Annotated in this window: 26 protein-coding genes; 3 read left to right on the top strand and 23 right to left on the bottom strand. The window is 49.3% G+C overall.

Features of this window, described 5'->3' with window-relative positions; genetic code table 11:
• Window positions 1–204: 204 nt before the first annotated feature.
• Window positions 205–1479, top strand: coding sequence for a beta-N-acetylhexosaminidase (nagZ, locus tag AC0YN3_RS03510; protein WP_475773711.1), 1275 nt, complete (start codon window positions 205–207; stop codon window positions 1477–1479).
• Window positions 1480–1572: 93 nt separating this feature from the next.
• Here nagZ and fabI read toward each other — a convergent pair whose 3' ends face one another.
• From fabI to AC0YN3_RS03395, 23 genes are all read right to left on the bottom strand, one after another.
• The gene (gene fabI / locus AC0YN3_RS03505; protein WP_475773710.1) at window positions 1573–2349 is read right to left on the bottom strand and encodes an enoyl-ACP reductase FabI; all 777 of its coding nucleotides are present in this window, start codon (window positions 2347–2349) and stop codon (window positions 1573–1575) included.
• A gap of 154 nt (window positions 2350–2503) precedes the next feature.
• Complete coding sequence (locus AC0YN3_RS03500) at window positions 2504–2971, bottom strand: DinB family protein (protein WP_475773709.1); 468 nt, start codon at window positions 2969–2971, stop codon at window positions 2504–2506.
• A gap of 38 nt (window positions 2972–3009) precedes the next feature.
• On the bottom strand, window positions 3010–3468 hold the full coding sequence (locus tag AC0YN3_RS03495; RefSeq protein ID WP_475773708.1) for a GNAT family N-acetyltransferase: 459 nt from the start codon (window positions 3466–3468) through the stop codon (window positions 3010–3012).
• 61 nt (window positions 3469–3529) lie between these two features.
• Window positions 3530–4069 carry a hypothetical protein gene (locus AC0YN3_RS03490; protein ID WP_475773707.1) on the bottom strand — a complete coding sequence of 180 codons (540 nt, stop codon included), beginning with the start codon at window positions 4067–4069 and terminating at the stop codon, window positions 3530–3532.
• Window positions 4070–4081: 12 nt separating this feature from the next.
• The gene (locus tag AC0YN3_RS03485; protein ID WP_475773706.1) at window positions 4082–5032 is read right to left on the bottom strand and encodes an ADP-ribosylglycohydrolase family protein; all 951 of its coding nucleotides are present in this window, start codon (window positions 5030–5032) and stop codon (window positions 4082–4084) included.
• Window positions 5033–5197: 165 nt separating this feature from the next.
• Complete coding sequence (gene add, locus AC0YN3_RS03480; protein WP_475773705.1) at window positions 5198–6259, bottom strand: adenosine deaminase; 1062 nt, start codon at window positions 6257–6259, stop codon at window positions 5198–5200.
• A 66-nt stretch (window positions 6260–6325) separates the two neighbouring features.
• A complete protein-coding gene (gene uraH / locus AC0YN3_RS03475) occupies window positions 6326–6709 on the bottom strand; it encodes a hydroxyisourate hydrolase (protein WP_475773704.1) in 384 nt (127 codons plus the stop codon).
• Window positions 6706–7665, bottom strand: a complete 960-nt coding sequence (pucL, locus tag AC0YN3_RS03470) for a factor-independent urate hydroxylase (RefSeq protein ID WP_475773703.1) — start codon at window positions 7663–7665, stop codon at window positions 6706–6708. The genes uraH and pucL overlap by 4 nt, the downstream gene beginning before the upstream one ends.
• Before the next feature lie 17 nt (window positions 7666–7682).
• Window positions 7683–8183 (bottom strand): 2-oxo-4-hydroxy-4-carboxy-5-ureidoimidazoline decarboxylase, encoded by a 501-nt coding sequence (uraD, locus tag AC0YN3_RS03465; protein WP_475773702.1) that lies wholly within the window; start codon window positions 8181–8183, stop codon window positions 7683–7685.
• The gene (locus AC0YN3_RS03460) at window positions 8180–8665 is read right to left on the bottom strand and encodes a nucleoside deaminase (RefSeq protein WP_475773701.1); all 486 of its coding nucleotides are present in this window, start codon (window positions 8663–8665) and stop codon (window positions 8180–8182) included. The genes uraD and AC0YN3_RS03460 overlap by 4 nt, the downstream gene beginning before the upstream one ends.
• Window positions 8662–9162, bottom strand: a complete 501-nt coding sequence (locus AC0YN3_RS03455; protein ID WP_475773700.1) for a (2Fe-2S)-binding protein — start codon at window positions 9160–9162, stop codon at window positions 8662–8664. The genes AC0YN3_RS03460 and AC0YN3_RS03455 overlap by 4 nt, the downstream gene beginning before the upstream one ends.
• The gene (gene pucD / locus AC0YN3_RS03450; RefSeq protein WP_475773699.1) at window positions 9149–11446 is read right to left on the bottom strand and encodes a xanthine dehydrogenase subunit D; all 2298 of its coding nucleotides are present in this window, start codon (window positions 11444–11446) and stop codon (window positions 9149–9151) included. The genes AC0YN3_RS03455 and pucD overlap by 14 nt, the downstream gene beginning before the upstream one ends.
• A 24-nt stretch (window positions 11447–11470) precedes the next feature.
• Window positions 11471–12397, bottom strand: a complete 927-nt coding sequence (locus AC0YN3_RS03445) for an FAD binding domain-containing protein (RefSeq protein WP_475773698.1) — start codon at window positions 12395–12397, stop codon at window positions 11471–11473.
• Window positions 12398–12417: 20 nt separating this feature from the next.
• Window positions 12418–13347: an ABC transporter permease gene (locus tag AC0YN3_RS03440; protein WP_475773697.1), complete on the bottom strand. Its 930-nt coding sequence runs from the start codon at window positions 13345–13347 to the stop codon at window positions 12418–12420.
• Window positions 13348–13364: 17 nt separating this feature from the next.
• Window positions 13365–14495: an ABC transporter permease gene (locus AC0YN3_RS03435; RefSeq protein ID WP_475773696.1), complete on the bottom strand. Its 1131-nt coding sequence runs from the start codon at window positions 14493–14495 to the stop codon at window positions 13365–13367.
• Window positions 14492–16027, bottom strand: coding sequence for an ABC transporter ATP-binding protein (locus AC0YN3_RS03430; RefSeq protein ID WP_475773695.1), 1536 nt, complete (start codon window positions 16025–16027; stop codon window positions 14492–14494). The genes AC0YN3_RS03435 and AC0YN3_RS03430 overlap by 4 nt, the downstream gene beginning before the upstream one ends.
• A 105-nt stretch (window positions 16028–16132) precedes the next feature.
• Window positions 16133–17290, bottom strand: coding sequence for a BMP family ABC transporter substrate-binding protein (locus tag AC0YN3_RS03425; protein WP_475773694.1), 1158 nt, complete (start codon window positions 17288–17290; stop codon window positions 16133–16135).
• Between the two features lie 298 nt (window positions 17291–17588).
• Window positions 17589–18206 (bottom strand): nucleotidyltransferase family protein, encoded by a 618-nt coding sequence (locus tag AC0YN3_RS03420; protein ID WP_475773693.1) that lies wholly within the window; start codon window positions 18204–18206, stop codon window positions 17589–17591.
• Window positions 18118–19221 carry an XdhC family protein gene (locus AC0YN3_RS03415; RefSeq protein WP_475773692.1) on the bottom strand — a complete coding sequence of 368 codons (1104 nt, stop codon included), beginning with the start codon at window positions 19219–19221 and terminating at the stop codon, window positions 18118–18120. The genes AC0YN3_RS03420 and AC0YN3_RS03415 overlap by 89 nt, the downstream gene beginning before the upstream one ends.
• A 64-nt stretch (window positions 19222–19285) precedes the next feature.
• Window positions 19286–20611: a 5'-deoxyadenosine deaminase gene (locus AC0YN3_RS03410; protein WP_475773691.1), complete on the bottom strand. Its 1326-nt coding sequence runs from the start codon at window positions 20609–20611 to the stop codon at window positions 19286–19288.
• Window positions 20612–20980: 369 nt separating this feature from the next.
• Window positions 20981–21322: a hypothetical protein gene (locus AC0YN3_RS03405; RefSeq protein WP_475773690.1), complete on the bottom strand. Its 342-nt coding sequence runs from the start codon at window positions 21320–21322 to the stop codon at window positions 20981–20983.
• On the bottom strand, window positions 21297–21950 hold the full coding sequence (locus AC0YN3_RS03400) for a serine hydrolase domain-containing protein (RefSeq protein WP_475773689.1): 654 nt from the start codon (window positions 21948–21950) through the stop codon (window positions 21297–21299). Before AC0YN3_RS03400 ends, AC0YN3_RS03405 begins: the two co-directional genes overlap by 26 nt.
• 17 nt (window positions 21951–21967) lie before the next feature.
• Window positions 21968–23374, bottom strand: a complete 1407-nt coding sequence (locus AC0YN3_RS03395; protein ID WP_475773688.1) for an MDR family MFS transporter — start codon at window positions 23372–23374, stop codon at window positions 21968–21970.
• A 553-nt stretch (window positions 23375–23927) separates the two neighbouring features.
• Between AC0YN3_RS03395 and AC0YN3_RS03390 the strand changes: the two genes are divergently transcribed.
• Together AC0YN3_RS03390 and AC0YN3_RS03385 are read left to right on the top strand one after the other, a co-directional pair.
• Window positions 23928–24545, top strand: coding sequence for a DedA family protein (locus AC0YN3_RS03390; RefSeq protein WP_475773687.1), 618 nt, complete (start codon window positions 23928–23930; stop codon window positions 24543–24545).
• 271 nt (window positions 24546–24816) lie between these two features.
• On the top strand, window positions 24817–26268 hold the full coding sequence (locus AC0YN3_RS03385; RefSeq protein ID WP_475773686.1) for a SulP family inorganic anion transporter: 1452 nt from the start codon (window positions 24817–24819) through the stop codon (window positions 26266–26268).
• The last annotated feature ends 46 nt before the right edge of the window (window positions 26269–26314 follow it).

Here is a 26314-nt window from a genome sequence, read left to right as displayed (position 1 = left end):
TATAATTAAGCCTAAACAGCTGAATTGACCTCTACAACCTATGTTCGACATTATTGAAATATGCTAGGAACCTTTACAGCTCTAGCTACGAATGTATTCATGCACCTGCAACATCCTTCAATATCCTAGCGTCAGAATGAAAGACCATGTAGGGGTATGCGTTTTGCCGATCAAGGGGATATTGCAAAAAGGGAGGTTTTATTGATGATCAAGCAGCTCATTGCCAGTCTCTCGCTCCTCATGCTATGCATCGGATGCGGACAGAATAACGTTAGTAATAATCTGGCTTCTCCAGCGGCTACCACGGGTCCTACTGCTGCATCTCCAGTGCCTAGCCCGACTATAGCACCGGCGCAGTCACCTACCACCGTACCTACGGCAGCCAATGATCCGCTCAAAGATAAAATAGCTGCAATGACGCTGGATGAAAAAATTGGGCAGCTCGTTCTGGTCGGCGTGGAAGGAACTACTCTGCAGGCTCCGACAGCCGAGTTGATTGACACCTATCATGTAGGCGGTTTTATTCTCTATAAAAACAATATTACCGATCCTAACCAAACGCTTAAGCTGCTAAATGCTCTTAAGGAAAAAAACGAAAAAAATGCAGCTCCGCTTTGGCTAAGCATCGATCAAGAAGGCGGCAAAGTAAGCCGCATGCCCGAAGACTTTGTGAAAATACCGCCTGCTGCCACGATTGGAAAAAAAGGCAGTGCTGCTTACACACGCGGGATCGGTTCAGCGCTCGGTACCGAAGTTCGCTCGCTTGGCTTTAATATGGATTTCGCTCCGGTTTTAGACATTAACAGCAATCCTGGCAATCCGGTAATCGGCAACCGTTCCTTTGGCTCAGATGCAAACACGGTTACGACTCACGGCATCGAAACGATGAAAGCCATCCAGTCTGAGCAAGTGGCCGCGGTGGTGAAGCATTTTCCGGGGCATGGCGACACTTCGGTCGATTCCCATCTTGATTTGCCAGTCGTGAACAAATTTTTGGCCGAGCTTCAAGCATTCGAGCTGCTTCCTTTCAAGGAGGCGATCAAGCAAAAGGCTGATGCCATCATGGTCGCACATTTGCTTATCCCTAAACTAGACAAAACGTATCCCGCTTCCCTTTCCAAAACCATCGTAACCGATCTGCTTCGCGATGAATTAGGATATGACGGGGTCGTCATTACCGATGATATGACTATGGGCGGCATTACGGAGCATTTCGACGTTGGACAATCGGCTGTCAGATCGATCCAAGCGGGTACGGATATCATCCTGATCGGTCACGATTACAACACGCAAATTTCCGTTATCAAAGCATTGAAGCTTGCCGCGCGCGATGGCGCCATTGCTAAGGAAATGCTCGATAAAAGCGTTTATCGCATATTGAGCCTCAAACAAAAATATGAGCTGCAAGACAAGTCCATCGCCTCCGTTGATCTTAAAGCGGTCAACAGCCAAATCAATCAGGCTTTGCAATCCAAATAAACAAAACAGGCACAGCCCCTACTGATGAGGGGCGTGCCTGTTTCATGTCGTTCTTTAGGAAATGCGATTCAAAAAAACCATGATTCCAATCTTCTATAATCCAAGGATATGGTAGCCTGCATCAACATGCAGCACCTCGCCTGTTATGCCACGGGACAAGCTGCTCAGCAGAAACATCGTTGCATCGCCAACCTCATCCTGATCAATGTTGCGGCGAAGCGGGGCTCTCTCTTCAATCGTAGACATAATGTCGTTAAAGCCGGAAACGCCTTTTGCGGCTAGCGTACGAATCGGACCTGCCGATATCGCGTTTACCCGAATTCCGTATTTGCCTAAATCCTCAGCCAGATACATAACGCTCGCTTCAAGCGCCGCTTTCGCTACGCCCATCACATTGTAATTTTTCACTACCCGCTCTGCTCCGATATAGGTTTGAGTGACGATGCTACCGCCTTCGGTCATCAGCTTCTTCGCTTCTCGAGCGGTTGCAACCAATGAATAGGAGCTTGAATTTTGCGCCAGCAGATAACCGTCTCTGGTCGTATCGACGTATTCACCCTGAAGCTCGTCCTTCTCGGCAAAAGCAACCGAATGCACGAGTCCGTGAATAACGCCGGTGGTTTTCTGTATTTCCCCAAATGCGGCAATGATGCTTGCATCATCAAGCACATCGCATGACACCTTTTGCAAAGCTTCGATTTGATGCTGCTCCAGCAGCTTATTCAGCTTATCCAAGGATCTTTCCTTGCGATACGTGAAGACCAGCTTTGCTCCTTGCTTATGCAACGCTTTCGCAACTCCCCAAGCGATGCTTCGATCATTGGCTACTCCCATAATTACAACTACCTTGTCATTCATTAAGTTAGACATGCTGCTCCTCCTAGTCTTTCGTCCAAACGTTGGAATCGTATATGTTTAACCGCGCAATAACGCGGTTATACGCTTTCGTAAGCCAGCTCCCTGTCTTGTTATCGCTGCCACTGTTCTATACTACCGATTCGCGGAGTGATATTCAACATCGAATTCAGCTCGAGCTTCCTATTTGCCTTACATACGTGATGTAATCGGTATTTACGGGCGTACCGCCTGCCTGTTTAAGCACCGTTGCAATTTGCCCCCGATGATAGCTCCCGTGCAGTGAAACATGCTCCAATATATCCATAATCGTCGTCGTATACGATTGTCCTTGACTGTTGAAGTAGGTGATTTCTGAAGAAAAATCCGAATCATGCAGCCGAGTTAACAATGCAGTATAGCCGTTTTTGTTCTCCAAGGCCATTTGCTCGCATTGCTCCAGCGTAAAGCCAGGCCAAATCGCGATAGCGGAAGTATTCTCACCGTTAATCCGGGCAAGCCATATTTTCTCGGCAGCAATAATATGATTCAACAAGCTGATCGGCTTGTCCAACTGAAGCTCGCTGCTGCTGCGGATGGAGCCTATCACTCTTTCATTTGCCCAAGCGCTATAGCTGCCTAGTCTTTTATTATGCATGCTTCGCTCTCCTCCCAAATGTCAAGATACAGACCAGCCTAAAGCCGCTTCTCTAAACAAACGCTGCTTTCATTATCTTGGTAAGGACCAAAACGATCGATCGCCTGATATCCATGCTTCCGATAAAAGCTAAGCGCTTCCGGCTGCGCCTCTCCTGCCTCCAGCTTCATGCTACGGAAATTCATCGTTTTCGCTCTCTTTTCCAGCTCCGCTAATAGCTGCCTAGCAATGCCTTTATTGCGATAGGGCTCTTCAACAAAAAAACGCTTCAGCTCAGTCGAGTACTCATCATAAGGCTTAATGGCTCCGCAGCCGACAGGGATGTCGTTCCAATAAGCAATGAGAAAACTCACCTCATTAATGCTCTCGTCCGAGAAATCGAGACCGAAAATTTCTTCCTGCGGGTAGCGCTGCAATAAATCCTGATCGAGATGGCGAATCAGCTCCTGGAGCTCCGCATGATCTGGTGATACGTTCTTTAATTCTAATCCTTCCACGCGCTACGCACCTCATTAAATGGGATAACTGCTTATGTTTCTGATACAAGTTCTGCTATCATTATTCAGCTGAAGCTAGCAGCTCTTTAATCATAGCGATGCTTTTAGAGGCCCGAAGGTTTAATCCCCGCTTATCCTTCAAGCCGAGTGACTGAAGGTCATGGCCGGGATCGACGATAAGCGGCTTGCTCATTATATCGTCCAATAAGTCGGCAGCCGTCTTGAAGGCTCGGTGAAGCAGCTCCGTCTCGGCATTATTTCTCACAACCTTAACGATCCCAATGATATTCTCCGCATACATTAGCTTTACGATGCTATCGGATGACATAACATGTCTGGCCGCGAATGTAATCACATGATTGAGGATATGGCAATCCGGCTTATTTCTGGCGATAGACACGAGCTCAGTTAAAGCATCCCCATTTCGAATCGACAGCTCGCCAACGTTTTGGGCAATGAGCTCCTCATACCACTTCGTTTCCTGCTCTTTCGTTATTTCATAACCTCTATATGCTTCAAAATGGCCAGCACGGTTCATTTGAAAATAATTCCCGTAATATTCGGCAAACAGCCGCCTTGCTATCGATAAATGGTCTTCCATTTCATCTCCACCTTACTCTGCTGCGCGTATGGCCTCTTCGAACCGGTTGCATAAATTTTGAATATCGTCCAGTCTAGCAAGCTTCCGAATCCAATCACTCGGAATCGCTTCCTCCCCGTACAATAATCCAGCCAGACCTCCCGCCACCGCTCCGGTCGTATCCGTATCCTCGCCTAAGTTAACGGCACGCAGTACAGCTTCGGTATAGCTGCTCGACTTGAGCAAGCACCAAAGACTGGCTTCAAGCGTATGCACGACATAACCGGAGGATTCAATATCTCCTTCATCCAGAAGCGCAAGATCGCCTTTGAGCATTCGTTCAAAGGGTTTCATGTTATGTGGTTGCTCATCCTTGTATAACGTCAATACCGTTTCCTGCATGCTGCTTATGCTGGCCGCAAGCGATTGGCCCTCGATTAAATGAATTGCCAGCTCTACATAAATGACACAGGCGATTTTGGAGATAGGATGTCCATGCGTGATTGAAGAAATCTTGGAAACCAGTTCTTTCCGATCCGTCGCCGTTTCATTCTTGAACCAATAAGCAAGCGGTAATATTCGCATCAATGAGCCATTCCCGTTGCTATGTAGGCTGATTCCTCCCGCAAGATCCGGGCGAATGCACAAATCCTTGTATCGCTCAATTGCCGAAGCTGTCGCGATTCCACTATCAAAAACTACGCCATGCGGCGTCCATTCATTTTTGTCCAGCCACATGACGAAGCGTTCTGCTACGTCATACAAATCGACTTGGGGAAAGGCTGCGGCACTCTCCATCAGACAGAAGACGAGCGAGCTATCATCCGACCATGTGCCTGCGGGCTGGTTATGCGTACCGTAGCCAATCATGTCTGTCAAAGGCTTATTGCGAAGCGTCTGACGTGATTGAAATTCAACAGGCACGCCAAGCGCGTCCCCCACGCATAGTCCGATAATCCCATCGCGAATTTTTGATTGTAGCATTGAAGCAAAACCTCCCGTTTTTTCCGTCTAATCCCTGCAATTCCTATAAGTATAACAAGTAAGCTGGCAATTCGAAACCTAAAGCCCCGGAGCATATCAAAAAGGCTTCACATCACTTATCGGATGCAAAGCCTTTTATAGGGTGAATTTCGCGTATTCAGGCCGTTACACTTGCAGCCCTAATTTCTTTAATTCGGCTTCATAACGTACGATTAAACGCGTCTTCTCGCGCTCCTCCAAGAAAGCAGCTTTAAAACCGTTCATAATAATCGTACCGATATCATTTATGGTCAGACCGCAATTGGCGATCAACCGTTCATACTCTTTTTGAAGGCTCGTATCCGAGACTGTCATATTATCCGTATTGACCGTCACGATGATCCCTTGCTCCAAGTATTGCCGCAATGGATAAGCTGCCCAGCCTGTGACGGCTTTGGTCTGCATATTGCTTAGCGGACACATCTCAAGCGGAATCTGGCGTTCCTTGACAAGCGCTACGACGCCCGGATCCTCCAGCATCCTCACGCCATGCCCAATCCGCAAAGCTCCCAGGCCAGTGACGGCTACCTTCACATTCTCGGCACCGCCTGCTTCTCCGGCATGGATCGTAACGGGCAAGCCTAATTGCCGTGCGTCAGCAAATAGCTGAAGAAACAGCTCTGCCGGGAACGAGGCTTCGTCACCCGCCAAGTCTACCGCAACGACCCCTTTATTATGGAACCGCGCGGCTTCCTGCACCACATCTTTATTCAGCCCGTACGGATGGTTTCTCATGCAAATGATGATTGCTCTTGCTGTCGTTCCGAAAGCCTGCTCACCGCGACGCAGTCCTTTAATAACGAATTCAATCACTTCATAAACGGATAATCCCATTTGGCGGTGAAGCTGTGGAGCGAATCGAACCTCGATATATTTTACCCGCTGCTTGGCAGCTTGTTCCACAACCTCAAAGGCTACTCTTTCAAGCGCTGAAGCGGTTTGCAAGTAAGGCAATACGAAACCGAATTTGCTCAAATACTCCTTCAAGCTTTGACAATCCTCGCTTACCTGCATATGGGACAGCAATTCCGATTCCGAATGGAACGTAATCGGATTTCCTTGCTCCTTCGCAAGCTGCAGCAGCGTTTCTGGCTTCACGCTTCCATCTAGGTGTACATGCAGATCGACCTTAGGCAGCTGGGACAATAACGTCCCCACAGCTGTCGAATGTTCATTGATTAACGTCATTGCCAAGTCCCCTCTCGGTATATTCATACACATCCGCAATTGATCGTATACATCAAGGCGCTGCGATTAACTCCCCCGGTATGTGCTATATCCGCCAGGAGCAACCAACAACGGCACATGGTAATGGCCAGCAACATCCTTGATACGGAATCGAATCGGAATAAAATCAAATAAACTATCTTTAATGGCAGACAAATGCTCCATTTGCCTAAAGTAATGGCCTGCCGCGAAAATAAGCTCATATACGCCTGGCAGGACAGCTTCCCCTTCTAGCAAAGGAGTATCCACTCTGCCATCTGCATTCGTCTGGTAGCCTCCCATTAATTGCGGCACTTCTCCCGCCCCCATGCTTTCAGCTTCCTTGCCCAAGTACCATAGCTCCATCGTCATCCCAATGACAGGTTTTCCGCCAGCCAGATCCAGAACATGCGTCGTAATTCGGCCGCTCACGCCTTATCCCCTCCATCCTCCAGATCGGCTCGCGACAAGGTGAATCCTTGGAAGCCGTAAGGCGGGCGCGGCTCCGTGTATACGCCTGCGCCAGCTGCTTGCTCGGGCTCAACAACCGTCTCCCATGTCCGGTTGTTGGACTCGAACCGAACCTCTGCAAGCTGAGGAAATTGAACGAGTATGCTCATACCGATCCGATAGATTAAATGTTGAATCGAAGGTGACTGCTCGGCGTGAAACTGCGTATGGGCAAGATCATGGATTTGTTCGGAAGGAACATAATTTCCGCGCGTGCTATCGAATGCGTCTCCCGCGTCTTCGTAGGTCCAAAAAATATTAAGGAAAATAAATAGCGGACGGTCAAAGCTCTCCGGTAAAGTCGTATATTCGTCGCGGACAAACCCGTAAAAGGAGCTCCCGCTTACCTTAATCAGTTGGATATGCGACAATGCGCTTTCATGCTCGGCAAGAATGCCGGCCTCTCCGTCGCGGATCCATTTCAATGACGCGCTGGCATGCTCGTTATGGGATCGGCGAAAAACAAGCCGGCTATCCCTCCAGCCGCCATCTTCGGCAACGGTGACCGCGCTGAACGGAAGACGGTCTGCTTGAATCTCAATCGCATCAATATGCGGATAGCGCTCCAGGAAACGTTCGCTGATGAAGGCAAGCAGCCCTTCCGTGGTGCTGCCTCCATACTGGGCCGTTTGTCGCAAAATAAAATTTTTCATCGAGTCCGTGGCAACGACCTGTGCGTTGTCGCCTACCGTAAAGGAGGTTAGCAGTGCCTCGCTGCTGACCGAGAACGTAATGTTATGAGCGAATATAACGTTGCTATCGCCTTTATAAGGCGAAGCTTCTATCGGACGCACAGTGAGCGGAGCGGCGTATGTTCGGTAGCTCAGCACATCTCCTTTTCCATAATAAAGCGTGCGTCCGCTGCGTAATTTTAGCATAGTCATCCGTCCTTTCTCTACTCTATGATGAGATCCCTTAACCGAAATCCGGATATCTTTTCAATTTCAAGCAACGCTTGCTCCATTTCTTCGCTGCTTGTATGCCAAATCCGCGATTCCATCGCCGCTAGAATCTGTTCCTTGTTCTTGCCTTTCACAGCCAGGATGAACGGAAAACCAAAGGTTTTCACGTAGGTTCGGTTTAAACCGGAGAACTGCTCGTATTCCTCGGGTGTGAGCTGGTTAAGTCCGGCGCCTAGCTGTTCTTTTGCCGAGTATTCCGCCACCGCCAGCCTCGTACCAAGATCGGGATGCGCGCGGAACAAATCGATGATTGTCTCCACTCTTGATTCACGGACGACATTAATCATGGCGGCATGCAGCGCTTCTATTGTTGCGAAAGGTTTTGCACCGTAAGCCGATGCTGCAATCCAGGGCGAATGCTCGAATATAGCACCCAACTTCTCGATAAACTGCTCACGGCTGCTGGCATTAAGCTCCACCATCGTTATGTTCATGTCCAGTACCCCTCATGTACGGCAACCGCCGCATCCTCTACCTCTGGAACGGGACCGATTACTTGGATCGGCTTCCTACCCTGTGCAAACACGATGCGGCAGGGCAAATCCAGCGTCGGGTTTTGATCGTCATCTCCCGTCAGCTCGGCAAGCCGCTTTTCGGAAATGCCATATACGACCGTGCCCACATTGCCCCAGTAAATGGCGCCAGCACACATCGCGCAAGGCTCAGCCGACGTGTAAAGAGTAAAGTGCCAAAGCTCTTCCCGGCTATACCGTTTGGACGCCTGCTCCATCAACGTTCGTTCCGCATGTCCCGTACAATTCGATTCTGTCAATTCCACATTGCCCTGAGACAATACGATATCGCCAGCCGCGTCTACGAGAATGGCGCCAAAAGGGGTATTTCCAGCTTCCCTTGCTTGCTTGGAGACCGCAATGCTTTCTATTAAATATTCGATGTGCGAACGTTTGCTTTTCATTTTGCCAGCATCCTCCCTTCAATGGCTCTTGAAACCGCGCGCCGAATGCCGCCATATCCCGTGCACCGGCATATGTTTCCGGACAACGCTTCTGCAATTTCATCCTCAGAGGGACTCGGGTTGCTTTCTAACAAGCCTTTAACCGAAACGATCATCCCTGGCGTGCAATACCCGCATTGGAACCCGCCTTCTTCCAGAAACGCCTGCTGAATGGGATCAATCCCATCTTTGCTAATGCCTTCAATTGTCGTAATGCTTTTGCCTGCGCACTGATAAGCCATCGCCAAGCAGGAGTTAATAGCTCTTCCCTCCATTAATACCATGCAGGCACCGCAGCGCCCAATATCGCAGGAACGCTTTGTTCCCGTTAATTCGAGCTCGTCTCTGATAAGGGTTAGCAATCTGGCGGAAGCGGTCGTTTCTATCGTTTGCTCTTCCCCGTTAATGACGCATTGGAGCGCAAACGGCGACTCTGCTTGCTTGCTATGATCGGTCATTGCCGCTCACCCCCGTTAGAAAAAATGGCGTTTCCTGCAAAAATCCAGGCTCGATCGGCAGCTTTGTCACCCATTTGCCACTCGCTTGCCGAACGGCTGCCGCAATGGCAGGTGCCAGCGTTACCGAGCCCACTTCACCAATGCCCCTTGGGCCGTATTCATCCTGCTCCGGCAGATGCTCGATCGGCTCAACCTCCACCAGGCCAAGCTGGTCTGCAATCGTCGGAACCAGATACGTATCTAAATTGCGCGTCATATAATGTCCTTTGTCCATGACGGCATCCTCCAGCAGCGTAAAGCCGAGCGCCATGCTGCTGCCTCCTTCTATTTGGCCCAGGTAGCCTTGCGGATTAATGACCGGCCCCGCCGCAACCGCATGGTACTGCTGAAGCACCTTGACCCGGCCGGTTAACGTATTTAGCTGTATCTTCACCGCCACAGCCGAATAGGTGTACATGAAATGCGCTCCAACCCGTTCCGTAGGAGAGGTCGGAAATGCGAAGGAAGTTTCGCTGCGTATTGGACGCCTAGCCTTACAGGCGAGGTCCGCATAAGATATCAGCACTTGATCATTCGTTTGCTTGCTTATTCCGCCTTCTCTAAGCTGCAGCTCCATTGCCGGGCACTCTATAATTGCTCCCGCTTCCTCCAACAGCTGCTCCGTGAACGGCTTTTTTAGCCGTTGCAGCGATTTCCACATCATGGCGGTCGCACGCGAGGCCGTCGTCGACCCGCTATCGGGCACGATATCCGTATCACCGATAATCATCCTGATATCCGCTGCGCCGAAACCGAATTGCTCGATCAGCATCTGTTCGAGCGAGGCAAGCAGCCCTTGGCCGAATTCCTCATAACCGAACACCGCTTCGATTTTCCCATCAGTCGCTAGCTGCAGCCGGCCTCCCGCAGGATCTGGAATGCCTACTCCAAGTCCTGCTCCATGCATCGTAAAGGCGGCGCCTATGCCTACTTTGATCCATTGCTCCGAGCTGGCTCCATTCGCGTTCTGCTCCAAATGAGCCTTTTCCTGCCATAGCTGGCTCTTCTCTATGGCTGTCCACACCCGTTCGGCGCCTTCGGTCATCGCAATCGGTTGATCGAAGGGTCCCAAATCTTCTTTTTGCCGCATGTTCAGCTTTCGGAATTCCCAAGGCGACATACCGAGCCGTTCTGCCAAGCGATCCATTTGCCCTTCGAGTGCAAATATCGCTTGATTGCCGCCAAAGCCGCGAAATTCGCCCGACATTCCGTTATTCGTGAAAACCGATACACCCTTCACATCCAGATGCTCATATTTATAAGGACCAATCACATGCTCGGTCGCGAAATTAAGCACCTCGGCCCCTAGCGTAGAGTAAGGACCCGTATCCGATAAAATACCGACTTGGTGCGCGAGCAATCTGCCCGCTGCATCTACTCCTGTTTTCATTGCAATTCTCATGGGGTGCCGCTTTAATCCCGCCCGAACCGATTCTTGCCGGGAATTGTGCATCTTAATGGCCCTGCCTGTATGGATGGCCAGCAATGCGCCGTATGGCTGGACGTTCAACTCATCCTTGCCGCCGAAGGAACCGCCTATCGGGCTTGAAACAATCCGTATTCGTTCCAGCGATACCGCGAGAATACGAGCAAGCTGCATGCGGTCCATAAAGCCGTGCTGCGTTGGCGAATAAACGGTCAGGCGCCCATCCTCGCCAGGAACGAATAAGCCTCCTTCCGTTTCCATGTAGGTATGCATTTGGCGTGGCGTATAATAGGTCTCTTCCACAACAATGGCGCATTGCTTAAACGCTTCATCGACATCGCCTCTCGCGAAAGCAGTGCGGTGCATGGCATTGCCGCCTTTGTGAAGCCGCGGCGCATCCGCCAGCAGCGCTTCCTCGGGATCCTCCAGCATATCAAGAATCTCATATTCAATTTCAACGAGCTCAAGCGCCTCCTGCGCAAGCGCCATCGACTCGGCCGCCACCGCAACAAGCGCGTCACCGACATAACGTACCGTATCCGCGCATAGGACAGGCTGGTCCGGATGGGCAATCCCGAAGGCATTCAACCCGGGGATGTCCCGGTGCGTGAGCACCGCATGAACGCCTATATGCTGCTTTGCTCTCTCCGTTTGGATCGAAATGACGCGGGCATGCGGATGCTCACTGCGAAGCACGAGCCCGTAAAGCATCGGCTGCGCGGTCATATCCGTGAGATAGACTAAGCCGCCCGTCACCTTTCCTGCTCCGTCTGGCCGAATCCGCCAACGCGCCCCGCTGTTTTCACGGTTTAAAAGCATATGCGGTCCCTCCTCTCGTCCTATCTATTGATGCGCAGCTTTCCACAGTTCAGATGCAATTAAATTGGCAGCCGTAGTTTTGCGATAAGAAGCAGAGGCGAACATATCCTCACGCGGTTTGTAAAGCTGAATAATGCGATTGTATACATGACCTAATAGCTGAACATCGATTACCTTCCCTTGCAGCTCCCGTTCGAGCTCTTCAAGCCTATGCGCGATCATCTGGCCGCCTCCGAGCGCAATTCGGATTTCGTTTACTTCCATCTTCTCCGACAAGGATCCGAATACGGAAGCCGTTACAACCGACGGCGTAAAAGCTTCGCGACGCCCGATTTTATGGTAAGCGCTAAAACGCTTTGTTTTCGACATAACCGAACGCAAATGTTCATCCTTATGGCCTTCAAGCGTTTCATCCAATTGGAAAGGCAGCTGAATCCGGAGAAGCAGCCGCTCCGCATGAATCATGCCGGCGATTTTGAGCCATTCCGACAAGGTGATTTGCTGCTCCTCCATGCCGTTATACCAAACCACATGAGCATTGTAACCAAGTAGCGCAGGCAGTGAATCTCCGATATTGGAGGCAATATTGCCCCCAATCGTTCCCAACCGCCGGATCGAAGGTGCCGCCGTTAGCCGCAAAGCCTCAGTAACCATCGGGAAATGGCGCTGGATGATAGGATGATTGCGGCATGCTTCCAAGCTGGCTTGACCTCCGATAACAAGGCCCGTTTCACCGATCCTTATTTCACCCAAACCTCGGATCGCATTTAGATCGATCAAATGCTTCGGCATCGCAGCGACGCCTGATTCCCATTGCGTCCGCAGCAAAGTACCTCCGGATACATACACGCTGTCCGTCCCGTAGCTTCGTTTCAAATGCCAAGCCTCTGCTGCCGTTTGCGGATGCCATACTTGAGGAGACGCCATGGTCCCCTGTACATTCATTCCCATCGTGCTCCTCCTTGCCTTGTTTAGAACCTTTGCTCCCGGATATAAGGTACGCCAAGCGCTTGAGGCGATCCGGAAGGTTTGTTGCGATTCCGCCATCCGAGGAACATCAGGACGAGTATAGTGACGATATACGGAATCATTTTCAAGAAATAGGACGGTATCTCGCTTCCGATCAGCTGAATGCGGAAACCGAGCATGTCTAAGGCTCCGAAAAAATAAGCGCAGAAGAGTGCGCGAACCGGATTCCATCTCGCGAAGATGATCAGCGCAACCGCAATCCAGCCTCTCCCCGACGTCATGCCTTCGGTCCAGGTCGGCGAGTACATAAGCAATAAATCCGCGCCTGCGATCCCGATTAATATGGAGCCCGCGATAATATAACCGTACCTTAATGCATGCACCGGAATGCCCATTACGTCCGCCGTGGCCGGATTGTCGCCCATTGCCCGCAGATGCAAGCCCCAAGACGTTTTGTGGATGAACAGATGCAGCGCGATGACAAGGATAAAGCTAAACCAAGTCAAATAATCAAGATGGGCAAATACTCGGCCAATGAAAGGAACCGTTTCAAGCCAAGGCATATCCAGCTTAGGAACGGCTCTCGGAACGGGCAGTCCGCTTACGGGCTTCCCGAGATAAGCGCTAAGACCCGCCCCGAATAAGGTCATCGCCAAGCCGCATACGATTTGGTTAGCCCGAAGCGATACGCTCAGAAAGGCGTGAATCATGCCTAATACTATGCTTATTCCGCACACGGCCAGTAAAGTAACCGTTAAACTCCCCGTATGAATAAAAGTAAGGCATGCTGTCACGGCGCCCATAAGCATCAAGCCTTCAGCGCCAAGCTGGATGATGCCGGACCGTTCGATGAGAATGCCGCCAAGCGTAGCAAACAACAACGGCGTACCAGAGGAAATAGCTGCAAGCAGCATTTGATAGACGATTTCCATCGCTCAGAGGCTCCTTTTCATCCCGTTTTACGAACCCGAAATTTGCTCAGCGTGCCGCCTGCAATGAGGAAAAACAAAATAGCTCCTTGCAGCATTTCAGAGATAGAGGATGGCAATCCGATCGTCTGAACGCTGAACCCGCCTACGATAAGCCCTCCAAACAAAAAAGACGAAACCACTAGACCGATCGGATGTAATTTCGCAAGCCACGCAACGATAATAGCCGTATAGCCGTATCCTGGCGAAATGCCATACATAAGCCGGTGTGTCACTCCGGATACCTCTGCCATGCCTGCAAGTCCCGCCAAGCCGCCGCTTATCAGCATGACCAGAAGGATATGCCTGCTGATACGAATGCCGGCATTCCTGGCTGCTTCGGGATTCGCTCCAATTAGGCGAAGCTCATAGCCCGAACGCGTGTATTTCATAAAAAAACCGTATAATGCAATCGCAATGACGCCGAACAGCAGCCCGAGATGCAGCCGCGTATCTTGGAATACGGGAAGCGACTGCGCCGCCGTGAACACCTTGGTACCCGGGAAATTCATGCCGTCCGGATCCTTCCACGGGCCAAACACGAAATAATCCATCGCCAGAAGCGCAACGTAGTTCAGCATTAACGAGGTGACCAGCTCATTTACTTGAAAATAGGTTCTTGGGATAGCTGTCAGGAGGCCCCATATGCCGCCAGCTGCGATACTGAACACAATCATGGTAGGAATAACGAGCAGGCTCGGCATATCCGGCAAATAAATCGTAACCGCGGTCGCAGCCATCGCCCCTGCAGCGAATTGTCCTTCCGCACCGATATTCCATACCGATATACGATATGCTATCGCTACGCCTAGCCCGCAAAGCAGCAGCGGGATGGTTTTCACGAGCGTTTCTGTCAAGCCATATGACGTACCGAAAGCGCCCATAAACATCTTCTTGTATACCGGGAACGGATTCATGCCGTTTGCCGCGATGAATATCCCGCAAACCAAAAGGGCGAGAAATACGGAAACGAACGGAAGCCACCACGAGTTCTCTTTCTTGGCGCTGTCTATTTCGATACGGTAGGAACGCCATTTCCATTTGCCTTGCTTAAGCGCGGATTGGGCTAATACCGCTCCCTCCGAATGAATCGCTGGCTTGTTTTCATTCATCCGGCTGCCTCCTCCGCGTTCTGGAGACCTGCCATATACATTCCTATTTGCTCTCGATCAGCTTGTTCTCTCGCAAGCTCGCCAACCATTCGCCCGTCAAAGATGACAAGAATTCGATCGGATAGCTTGATCACCTCATCGAGATCCTCCGAAATGAGCAATACGCTTTTGCCATTTTCCCGCATTTCACTTAGCAGCTGATGAACGCCTTCCGTTGCGCCAACATCGAGGCCCTGCGTCGGATGGACGGCCACCATTAACAGAGGCCGTTGATGAATCTCTCTGGCAAATAGGAGCTTCTGCTGATTGCCGCCGGATAATTGCTGAACCGGCGTATCCAGATTCGGCGTCTTGACTTCGAATTGCTGCACCAAGCTAGCTGACCAAGCCCGGTTTTTGCTTATTCTCAGCATGCCGAATCGCGAGCGCTCAGCATTGCGGTAAGATTTGAACAGCAAATTATCAACAATGCCCAAAGTGCCGGCAAGGCCGCTTCTCATGCGATTTTCAGGGACATGGGCAATTCCCGCCTCGATCGCCGACCGAACCGAGCCGTTTGTTAATGCTTTTCCGTTAAAAGCAATGGCTCCGTTCTTCCATGTCTTCAGCCCCGTAAGCATTTCGGCAAGCTCCTTTTGTCCGTTGCCTGCCACCCCCGCAACCCCAACGATCTCGCCTTCGTTGACATGAAAAGAGAGACGGTCAAGCGATTTCCTTCCTTGCTCCGCGTAGACGTCAACCTCTCTCACGTCGAGCAATCGTTTGCCTAATGGCCTTGGAAGAAGCGGCATGCTTTCTCCAAGCTCTTTTCCGACCATCAGCTTTGCCAGCTCACGCTCATTCGTTGCCGATCTTTCCATGCTATGAATAAGCTTTCCTTTCCGCATGACCGAGATATGATCCGAAACGGCCATTACCTCCTTGAGCTTATGCGTGGTCAAAATTACCGTTTTCCCCTCAGACTTCATGCGCTGCAGCGTCATGAACAGCTGCTCAGCCTCGCCTGGAGTAAGCACGGAGGTTGGTTCGTCTAGAATGATGAGGCTCGCTCCGCGATACAGCGTCTTTACAATCTCCACGCGCTGCTGCTCCCCAACGGATAGCTGCCAGATCGGCCGATTCACGGGAAAGGTTAATCCAAACTGTTGAGCGATAGCTTCGATTTCATCCTGTTTATTTTTCAGCCATCTGCCGCCTCGCCAGAACGATGATTTCTCGCCAAGCACGATATTCTCGGCGGCAGTCAGCGTCTGAACGAGCCTGAAGCTTTGGAAAACCATTCCGACTCCATGCCTCATAGCATCCTTTGGCGATTTGATTTTCGTGATTTCACCATGTAAAAGAATATCGCCGCTTGTAGGTTTGTACACGCCGGAAAGCATGCACATCATCGTGCTTTTCCCTGCGCCGTTCTCGCCAAGAAGCGCATGGATTTGACCGGCTTTTGCGCGGAAATCAACTTGATCGTTGGCTATGACAGATCCGAATTGTTTAACGATTTGACGCATCTCTACCGAATATTTATCATGCATGCCATCCCTCCACTCCCAAGCATCTACAATGGCGTTATCCACGGATAAATCAACAAATCCCTTAATTAAGGGATTTGTCGAAATCATCCTATGGGCGAGCAGCAATTATTTCGGGATTGTTCCTTCCACTCCGCTAACGAACCAGTCCATGACTAGAATCTCTTCCAGCGTTAGGGTTTTGCCTGCTTCCACCTTCACTGCGCCAGCCGCATCCTTGATCGGTCCTGCAAACACGTTGATTTCACCGTTTATTAGCTTTGTTTTCGTATCGTCTACGAGCGTCTTGACATCCTCAGGCACGCTTGGGCCAAGCGGCGCGATATCTACCATGCCATCGGCTAATGAACCCGAATATTGCTCGCTTTTCCATGTCCCGTCAATAACCGACTGAACGGTTTTCGTATAATAAGGACCCCAGTTCCAGATCGGATTCGTTAAGTACGCTTCCGGGGCGAACCTTGTCATGTCCGAATCATTGCCTCCGGCCATTGCGCCGCGCTCAGCAGCGGCTTGAAGCGTTGCCGGCGAATCCTGGTACGCGAGAAGCACGTCTGCCCCTTTGTCTAGCAGACTCACTGCAGCCTGCCTTTCGGTCGTCGGATCATACCAAGTATTCGTCCATACTACGCTAACCTTTGCTTCTGGATTTACGCTTTGGACACCCAGCATAAATGCATTTATGTTATAAATCACTTCCGGTATCGGGAAAGCTCCTACATAGCCGATGACATTTTTCTTTGTCATTTTGCCGGCTGCAATTCCGCTTAAGTAACTAGCATCGTAATTTTTACCGAAGAAAGTACCCATGTTATCGTTCGTTTTGTAACCTGCCGTATGAAGGAATTTCACATCAGGAAATTTTTTGGCAACATTGAGGGTGTAATCCATGTACCCGAAGCTAGTCGTGAATATGACGTCGTGATTCTGGGCTAGCTCCGTAATGATGCGTTCAGCATCTGCGCTCTCGGGCACGTTTTCTACCGTATCCGCCTTGATGCCCAGCTTTTCTTCCATGAACAGCCTGCCCTTGTCGTGCTCGAAGGTCCATCCTCCATCGCCTGGCGGACCGATGTAAACAAATGCAACGCGTGGCAGCTTTGCCGGCGCCTCCGTGGCTGCATTTCCGGCAGCAGTCTCAGCTGGCGTGTTTGAAGAATTGTCGCTTGCATTGTTCGTTTTACTACCGGAACAGCCGCTAATTACGAATACGAGAGCTAATAAAAAGGCTGCGCTTGCGGTAAATGCTTTTTTACGATGCTTCATCCCATTCCACCCCGACTCTCTGTTTTGTAAGAACTGTCAGCATACAAAACTTGCAGAAACGCTCCCTTCCTCCAACGCGGTATCCGTCTAGCAAGCCTTCGCTCGCAGCCTCTTGCCGCTTCGCCCGTCTTGGATTAACCGATAACGTAATCCCAATATATGACCATGTAATCTATATGTCAATATATATAACATTAATATTTCAAAGATATCCGTCCAAGGTGGATTTTGTGCTATATGCACAATTCAACTGTCATTTATGTTATATATATTCACACGAAAAATTTGTAGCACCCTATTACATGCCCAAAAATCGCTTTTTGGCCAGATCAAAATCAGTAGGCGTATCCACGTCAAACAACGCCTGCGCATCTGCGGCAGCTAAGCCAAATCCTTTGAAAGTAGGGGAATGGAACAATTTACGCGCTCCGGTATCTCCGTCTAACGCTAGCATTGCAGGGAACATAGTCTTTGATAATAACGCAGGAGGGGTTAAAACGATTGATTGCTCTGAGCAGTCCTGGCTGGCTGTCGCCACAAAATCCAAAACAGGCCGCGCTATCCAATAATGGACTAGCTCCGCGAACATATCCGATGTAACGAAGGGCTGATCTGCTAATGCAACTAGAACGCCATCAAGCGAAGGGTTTTGACCCAGCATATGCAGAAGACCGGCGCGTATGGAAAATGACATGCCGCGTTCTGCTTCCGCGCATGTCACCACTGACACCGTCTTATTCGCCGCTTGGCCAGCTGCCTTTGCCAGCCTACTTGCTGCTGCTATCCACTCGCCTGGATCATCCGGTCCCACTACTACAGTGATAACGTCAATTGGACTGGTTAATAGGGCACGCAGTCCCATGCTTGCGAGCGGTTTGTTCTTCGCGAGCTCGAGCGTTTGTTTTCTGGTGCCCATGCGCCTGCTCTGTCCTGCCGCCAAATAGAGGGCTGTAATATTCATCCTGCCTCCGCTCCTTCCGCAGGCTCTCCTTGCGGCCTGCACGTATGGCGATAAGCTCCGCGGCTACGCTCACCGCAATCTCATAGGGCCCATCCGCCCCTATGGCCAGACCGATTGGAGCTCTCACATTCGATGGTATTAAAAAAGTCTCAAACAACATTCGAATTCTCTTTTTCGAGCCTAGAATCCCGATATAAACAAGCTGCAGTGGAAGCGCTACGCGGATCATGTCTTTATCCCGATGCAAATTATGGCTGCAGACGATCAAATAATCACTTGATCGGAATGGCAGCTGTTCAGCAATTTGCTCAGGCGAGCCCGTAACAAATGTTGCTTCAGGAAACCGTTCCTGCGTGCATAACGCCGGCCTCCAATCGGCTATGATGACCTGGAACCCGATTCGCTTGACCAGAGCGTAAATGGCTTCCGAATCCTTACCAACACCGAATAAGACAAGCCTTTGCCTAGGCGTTATGTCAACGGACAAATGAGCGCGCTCGCCTATATCCTCCCAGAAAATGGAATCCATCATGTCATTCGCGAGATCATGCAGCACGTAATCGATCCCAGCCTCATCCCAGCTTCGCACCAGCCTTACCGAAATACCCGCTTCCATCTTTGTTCTTGCTGCCAGCAACAGCTTCAGCAGCTTCCCATGAACCGGCTCGAGCAGTAATCGAATCTCGCCGCCGCAGCCCACAGCATCTCCCCAAACCGCATCCTCTTCAGCATTCATATTGTAGCTGATAAGGGAAAATTGGCCTGAACTACGCACTACTTCCGCGCTTTCCTGCAAATCATGCTCCAAACAGCCGGGGCTAACCGCTCCGATCTGCTCGCCATTCGGCATGAACAGCATCGAAGCGCCTGCCTTCCGATAAGAATGACCCTCTACGCAGAGGATCGTAGCCAGCACGCATTGACTCTCATCTTGCGGATGCAGAGCTTCCAATATTTCGTGCATATCCATAACCCATCCCCCTTATGGAGCGAATTTTTATTCTCGCAGCACAGCAACGGATGCGTTCTGCAGCTTACAAACGTTGAATCAGCCTTCGGAGCGCTTGATCTGCTTCCTTCAATATGATCTTTTTGTCTACCGACCTTACGAGCTTATTCTCCATTACGATACGTCCATCGATCAATACCGTATCCACGTCCCCTCTCGTCGCGGCGTATACGACTCTTGAATACCAATCCGCGTCAAAAGACGGATATACGTGAAAGTCCTCCAGGTCCAGCAGCTGCAGATCCGCAAGCTTCCCTACTTCTATGCTTCCGATGCTTTTGTCCAACCCAAGCACTTTGGCTCCGCCCATCGTCGCCATTCGAAGCACCGTTCTCGCGTTCATGACGGTTGGTCCATGCTTTACCTTCTGCATATAAGCCGTTAACCGCATTTCCTGGAACATATCCAAATTATTGTTGCACGGGGCACCGTCAGCTCCAATTCCAACATCGATTCCTTGCTCCAGCAGCAACGGAATTTCGGCAACTCCGGATGCCAGCTTCATATTCGATCCCGGACAATGGGTGACCTTCACCCCCCGGTCACGGATGATTGCTTTTTCTTCGTCATCCAGCCATATACTGTGCGCCAAGATTAAGTTAGGCTTAGCCAGACCGATGTGGTCCAGATAAACGACGTTTCGCATCCCCCTTTCCGCCTCAACCATCGCGATTTCACCGACATTCTCCGATGCATGGGTATGAACCATTACGCCGTAAGCCGCAGAGAGATCACGCACGCCAATGAGCAGCTCTTCCGTGCAGGATACGACGAAACGCGGGCAAAAGGCATATTGAATTCTGCCATTTTCCGCCCCATGCCATTTCTCCAGCAAATCGACGCTGTCTTGCAGCGATTTCTCCGTCTTCTCTTGCAGGGCAAGCGGAACCTCTGTCCCGTGATCCATCATGACCTTGCCCGAGAGCGCTCGAATTCCGCTTTCCTTAATGGCTTGAAATGCCGATTCCGTATAATGAACGGTTTCCATATCGAGGATGGTCGTTGTTCCGCTGCGGATTAGCTCCCCAATTCCTAGCATAGCGGAGTAATAGACGGAATCTTCGCTATGCGCAGCTTCAAGCGGCCATATTTTCTCCTTTAGCCAATCAATTAGCGATAAGTCGTCCGCTCTCCCTCGAAAGAGCGTCTGGCATAGATGGATATGCGTTTGCACGAACCCCGGGAGCAATACTTTGCCTTCCGCATTGATGATACGATCTGCTTGATCGCCGTCCAACCCAACGCCGATCTCGGTTATCCGATTGCCTACTATTAATACATCACCCGTTAAAATATCGTTTTGTTCATTCATGGTCATTACGACGGCATTCTGAATAAGTATGGTTGTCATGTTCGATCCCCCTAAAGCGCGTATAACTGCTACTCATTAGCTTATTCAGGCCTAAGGTAATGCAGGCTTATTCTTCGATTCAAATATCAAGATTCATTGTCTGAATTTTCTGACAATAAATTTTAAAAATCTGCATGTCACCATAAAGGAAGGAAATTGACCTTCTAGCTTTCGATTTGTTAGGTTATATAACATGATAAAACAGAAATGTAGGTTAAGCAAGACTTCTTACGAAATATTTATATGCGGAATAACTTGCAAAGGATCACATCCGACATGATGTTGACATCGATAATAAAAAAACCAACCAAGCGAATGGCTCCGCTCGATTGGCATCCTATCCCTTAAATCCACTAACGCTCACTGTTGCTAATACTTCAATAACTCCGATTGCTCGCGGTTTATCTTTTTTCCTGACCATACGGGAATAATTTGTTCGAAAATGAGTTTTCTGGACCACTCCGCATCATTTCGCTTTGTAATCTGCTTCCGGACAACGACGGTAAGCTTATGCTCAGGCACTATAAGCAAATATTGGCCGCCATGCCCGAAAGCGAAATAACAATCGCACTGCGAGTTACGTTCCTCGGGCGAATGCCACCAGTGGTAACCGTAACCTCCATAAATCGGTGGCTCGTAATGCAGTAACCCGCGATGATGAAGCCGTGTCGATTCGGAAATCCAATCAAGAAACAAAAGGTTTTGCGCCATAACATCCATTCTGAACAAGCATACTGCCTATGTTGGCTAAGTCTCTGCCGTATAAGTAAAGACCTGTGCCGCCCTCATTCACTCCCCCTCGTTCCATCCAACGGGCACCTTGAAAGCCGAGCGGCTCGAATAAATGCTCCTTGGCAAATGAAAGCGCCGACATTCCTGCCGCTTTCGTGTGAATAGCGGATAACAAGTGAGAGCCCCCGGAGTTATAAGCAAACGCCGTTCCCGGATCAGAAATTAAGGGCTGCTTAAACACGTACTTTATCGGGTCCTCCGAAGCTCTAAAGGCTTTGTAAGGCTTATCGAAATCAGGCCAGTCAAAACCCGGCGTCATCGTCAGCAGGTGCTTGATCGTTATACGGCTGAGGGCTTCTTTGATTTCTGCTGGATGGTCTAAAAAGTCGGTAATCGGTAGATCCACGTTTTTCAGCAATCCTTGATCAATAGCTATTCCGATAAGCAGGGACAGGATGCTCTTCGTGCAGGAATACAACGGTCCGATCGTGTCCTTGCCGCTTGCATGCCATTCCAATACGCTCCTCGTCCCTTGAAGCACAATGACCGATTTGATTTTTCTTTCGGCAAGAAAATGTTGGTCTACATTCAGCTCATTCGCATGCATGTCTTATTCGACCTTTCTTATGAAGCATTTCTTTGCTGCTGGTCAGCCTGCTTAAGCACCGGCATACTCATAGAAACCAGCACAACGAATACGGACAATACCGCTACCCAAACAAAAATCGTATGCAAGCTCCCAGCTAACACGGACGCTTCAATCTGTTCGGCGCTGCCTGTATGAAGCAGCAAGCCAAATACGGTAATGCCGATGGTTTGGCCAAGCGTTCGGATGAAATTGTTGCTTGCCACAGCAGAACCGCGCAGCTCCCAGCCTACTGAAGAGGATACAGCTACGGTTAGAGAGGTGAGCGATAAACCGAATGACAAACCAGCCAGAAATGTATAGACAATAAATAAGGCAATCGGGGTAGACGCATTCATGAAAGAAAAACCGATGCTGCTCGCGAGCAGGAAGCATGATCCGGCAACCGCGATGAAGCGCAAGCCTTTTTTAGAAATCCAGTTTCCTGCCAGAATCGAGCCAAGCGGCCATGCAACCGAAAGCGGAATCATCGCAAGTCCGGAATACGTGGCAGGTTTCCCATAAACCCCCTGTATCCATAAGGGCAAATAAAAGATAACGACAACGTTAATGACACATAGCAAGAAGCTGTCCAAATTAGCCATACTTATCATTCGATTCCGAAAAAGCTGGAATGGAATAATCGGTTCAGGGGACTTCATTTCTATACGGGCAAAAATCACGAAAAATAAGACGGAAAAAACAAATAGCGCTCCGATAAGCCATGTGCTGCCGGTACCGCTTCCATCTTCATTACGGATAAGAGTCATCGCATACAACAGGCTGAACATCGCGATAGTAAAGGTTATAATGCCAGGATAATCAATATGTCTTTTTCGCTTCTCCAGCGTTTCATTCAAGGAGCTCGCCAGCAAATAAATCGCCACTATGCCAAATGGAAGGTTCATGTAGAAAATGGCTCTCCAAGATATGTAATCAACCAGTAATCCGCCGAACAACGGACCGGAGATACCTGCAATGCCCCAAATGCTCGACATCCAGCCCTGTACCTTGGCTCGCTGCTCGAAGGAATACATGTCCGCGATAATGGTATAAGGTATCGTGGTAAGCGCACCTGCGCCTAAGCCCTGCAGAGCCCTGAACCAGATCAGCTGATTCATCGTTTGCGCTACGCCGGAGAGCATGGAGCCCGCAAGAAAAATCAAGGCGCCGATCACAAACATGTTCTTGCGCCCATACAAATCGGATAGCTTGCCGTACACAGGCGTCGTAATGACGGTTGCGAGTAAGTAAATGGAGATAATCCAGCTATATTGCCGGATTCCTTGCAGTTCTCCCGTAATGCTGGGCATAGCCGTACTTACGATCGTACCTTCGATTGCTGCGAGAAATGTAGCTACGAATAAGGCAACGGTTACTTTTTTGCGAGTTTGCGAAGCGTTCATTGTTCATCCTTTCTGAGATAATAATCTAGAATAACAATCCGTGGCAAAAGGATCTTTTCTATTATGATCGCTGCAAGCTTGAAATATCAACGTTTTTATTATGATTAAGATGATTTCGATAATAGCTGTCCCTTCCATTGAATGCATTCCCTGGTGCATATCCGCAGTAAATGACTGGATCGTTCGTTTTCCGGCTTTTGCCAAAAATCTTGATCTTCAAACAGCTTGCACAATGTTTTTTCGGCAGCTTTGCACGCTGCTTGTTCTTCTATGAGCAATGTAAGGCATAATGTATAACAAAGCGATTCGTATCGCCGCAATGCCTCTACCTTTTGTTGGAAATCAAACATGAGAATAGCCGCCCCTTCATACATATAACACCTATCCTTTATTGTAGCTTCTCTATAAACGCAATTAGTTACGAAATGGTTAAATTTGAACCCTTTCGGTTTGAGAAGCGTATGTATGGTATCCAAACAGGGTGCAAATATGATAACCTATTTGGAGTGATTCTATATTAATTCTAATTATTGGTAGGTTAGGATGTTGCTAAATGTATGACATATTGTTGAATATCATTGAAGAAGTCGGATATTTCGCATTGTTTCTTGTTTTATGCCTCGGACTCATCGGATTGCCTATACCGAACGAAGCCGTTGTCATGACAGGCGGCGCTTTATCGGAATCTGGCGTATTGCTGCCCGTACCTGCGTTCATCATGACATGTCTAGGCATATGCTCAGCCATGACATTCGGATACAGCATCGGAAGATTCGCCGGAAGCAAATTATCGAACTGGTTCAGCAGCAAAAAAAATATAAACAGATTTGTAACGAAGTCCGAGCAGCTAAGCGATCGATATGGCGGCTATGCTATCAGTCTAAGTCTTTGCCTTCCGTTCTTAAGGCATGTCACGCCATATGTGATGGGAATGAACCGTATGCCTTACAAACGTTTTGCTTTGTTCGCTTATCCTTCCGCCTTTGTTTGGACGCTTGTTTATTTTATCATCGGATCTTTCGTAGGCGATCAGGTTCAAGATCTATCGGATCATATATACAAGTATGGGATTTGGATCATATACGGCCTTGCTGCCATCCTCCTCGGTTTCATCGTTTATAAGTACGTGAAGAGCAAACAGCATAAAAATCAAGTTGAGCGTCCTATGTAAAATCGGATCCAAGGAAAACCATCGGCCACATGCGGTGGTTTTTTTGTATTCAACTAATGATCGAAAATGGAGAAATTGCGTGAATTTCATCGATATCATACGATGTAAGCGCTTAACACAAAGACTTGCTTTACATATATTATTTGTATTTGTTGTATAATTACGCTCAGTGTGCATCGGCCCCGACTTTTCTGAGAGTGAAAAGTCAAACAAGAGAAAAGCTGCCGTTCCGCAGATTCTCGAGCTCACAATAACAGGAGGTTTATTTGCTTTGCTTACACGACTGAAAAACGCATGGTTTTCTAATGTCCGCGGTGACGTGCTTGCCGGAATTACCGTTGCTTTAGCCCTTATCCCTGAATCTATATCTTTTTCGTTAATGGTCGGTGTGGGACCGATGGTAGGTTTGTATGCTTCATTCTGTATGGCCGTAATGATCTCTATCGTTGGCGGCAGACCGGGCATGATCTCGGCAGCAACGGGAGCTATGGCACTTCTCATGGTATCACTCGTTAAGGAGCATGGCATCGAATATTTATTCGCTGCGACGATTTTGGCCGGTATATTGCAATACCTCATGGGTGTGCTCAAGCTGGGACAGCTCATCCAATTCGTGCCGCAATCCGTTATGCTCGGCTTTGTTAATGCACTCGGCATACTCATATTTACAACGCAGCTGGTCCATTTTGTCGGTGCAAGCTGGATCATGTATGCTTTAGTCGCCTTAACGCTAGTTATCATCTACGTCTTGCCCAAGTTCACCAAGGTCATTCCATCGCCGTTAGCGGCGATCATCATCGTCTCATTAATTGCTGTCGCGATTGGTGCCGATCTCAAAACCGTAGGTGATCGCGGCTTAGTTGAAAGCACATTGCCCATGTTCCATATACCCGATGTGCTGTTTTCGCTTGATACGCTTTGGATCATATTGCCTTACTCCTTCTCCTTAGCAATCGTGGGTCTATTGGAATCACTGCTTACTGCTTCCGTTCTCGATGAAATGACAGATACAAGCAGCAATAAAAACAAAGAGGTTCGCGGGCAAGGAATAGCAAATATCGCAACAGGCTTCTTCGGAGGCATGGCTGGCTGTGCTTTAATCGGACAATCTGTCATTAATACCAAATCGGGCGGGAGAACAAGATTATCTACTTTCGTTGCTGGCGCATTTTTATTTTTCCTCATCATGGTGCTTAGCGATATGGTAAACAAAATCCCGATGGCAGCGCTGGTAGGCGTCATGATTATGGTTTCAATCAGCACCTTTGATTGGAAGTCTATCATTCAAATCCATAAGGTGCCTAAGGCAGATGCAGCCATCATGATCGTGACAGTCATCATTGTATTAATTACCCATGACCTCTCCAAAGGCGTATTTGCGGGAGTCGTGCTAAGCGCGTTCGTGTTCGTTGGAAAAATGGCTAAAATACGGATTTCGAAATTATCTGATACATCCGGAAGACGTACTTACAACATTTCTGGCCAGCTGTTTTTCGGTACGACGAGCCGTTTCGTCTCCCTCTTCGATTATCAGAATGATCCTTCGCACATCACATTGGATTTCAGCCAATCACATGTGTGGGACCAATCTGCCGTAACGGCAATCGTCAAAGTGAAAAACAAATATGAACTTTTGAACAAACAGGTTGCCTTCGTCGGTCTCAATGAGGAGAGCAAGCTCATTATCCGCAAGCTCGGATTGACCTCTTCGAGCGGCCATTGATGCAAAAAGCTCATGCAAGCACATTGTGAAATGTGTCCGCATGAGC

The sequence above is a fragment of the Paenibacillus sp. J22R232 genome (assembly GCF_056269165.1).
This window is presented reverse-complemented; position numbering and strand designations above follow the sequence as displayed.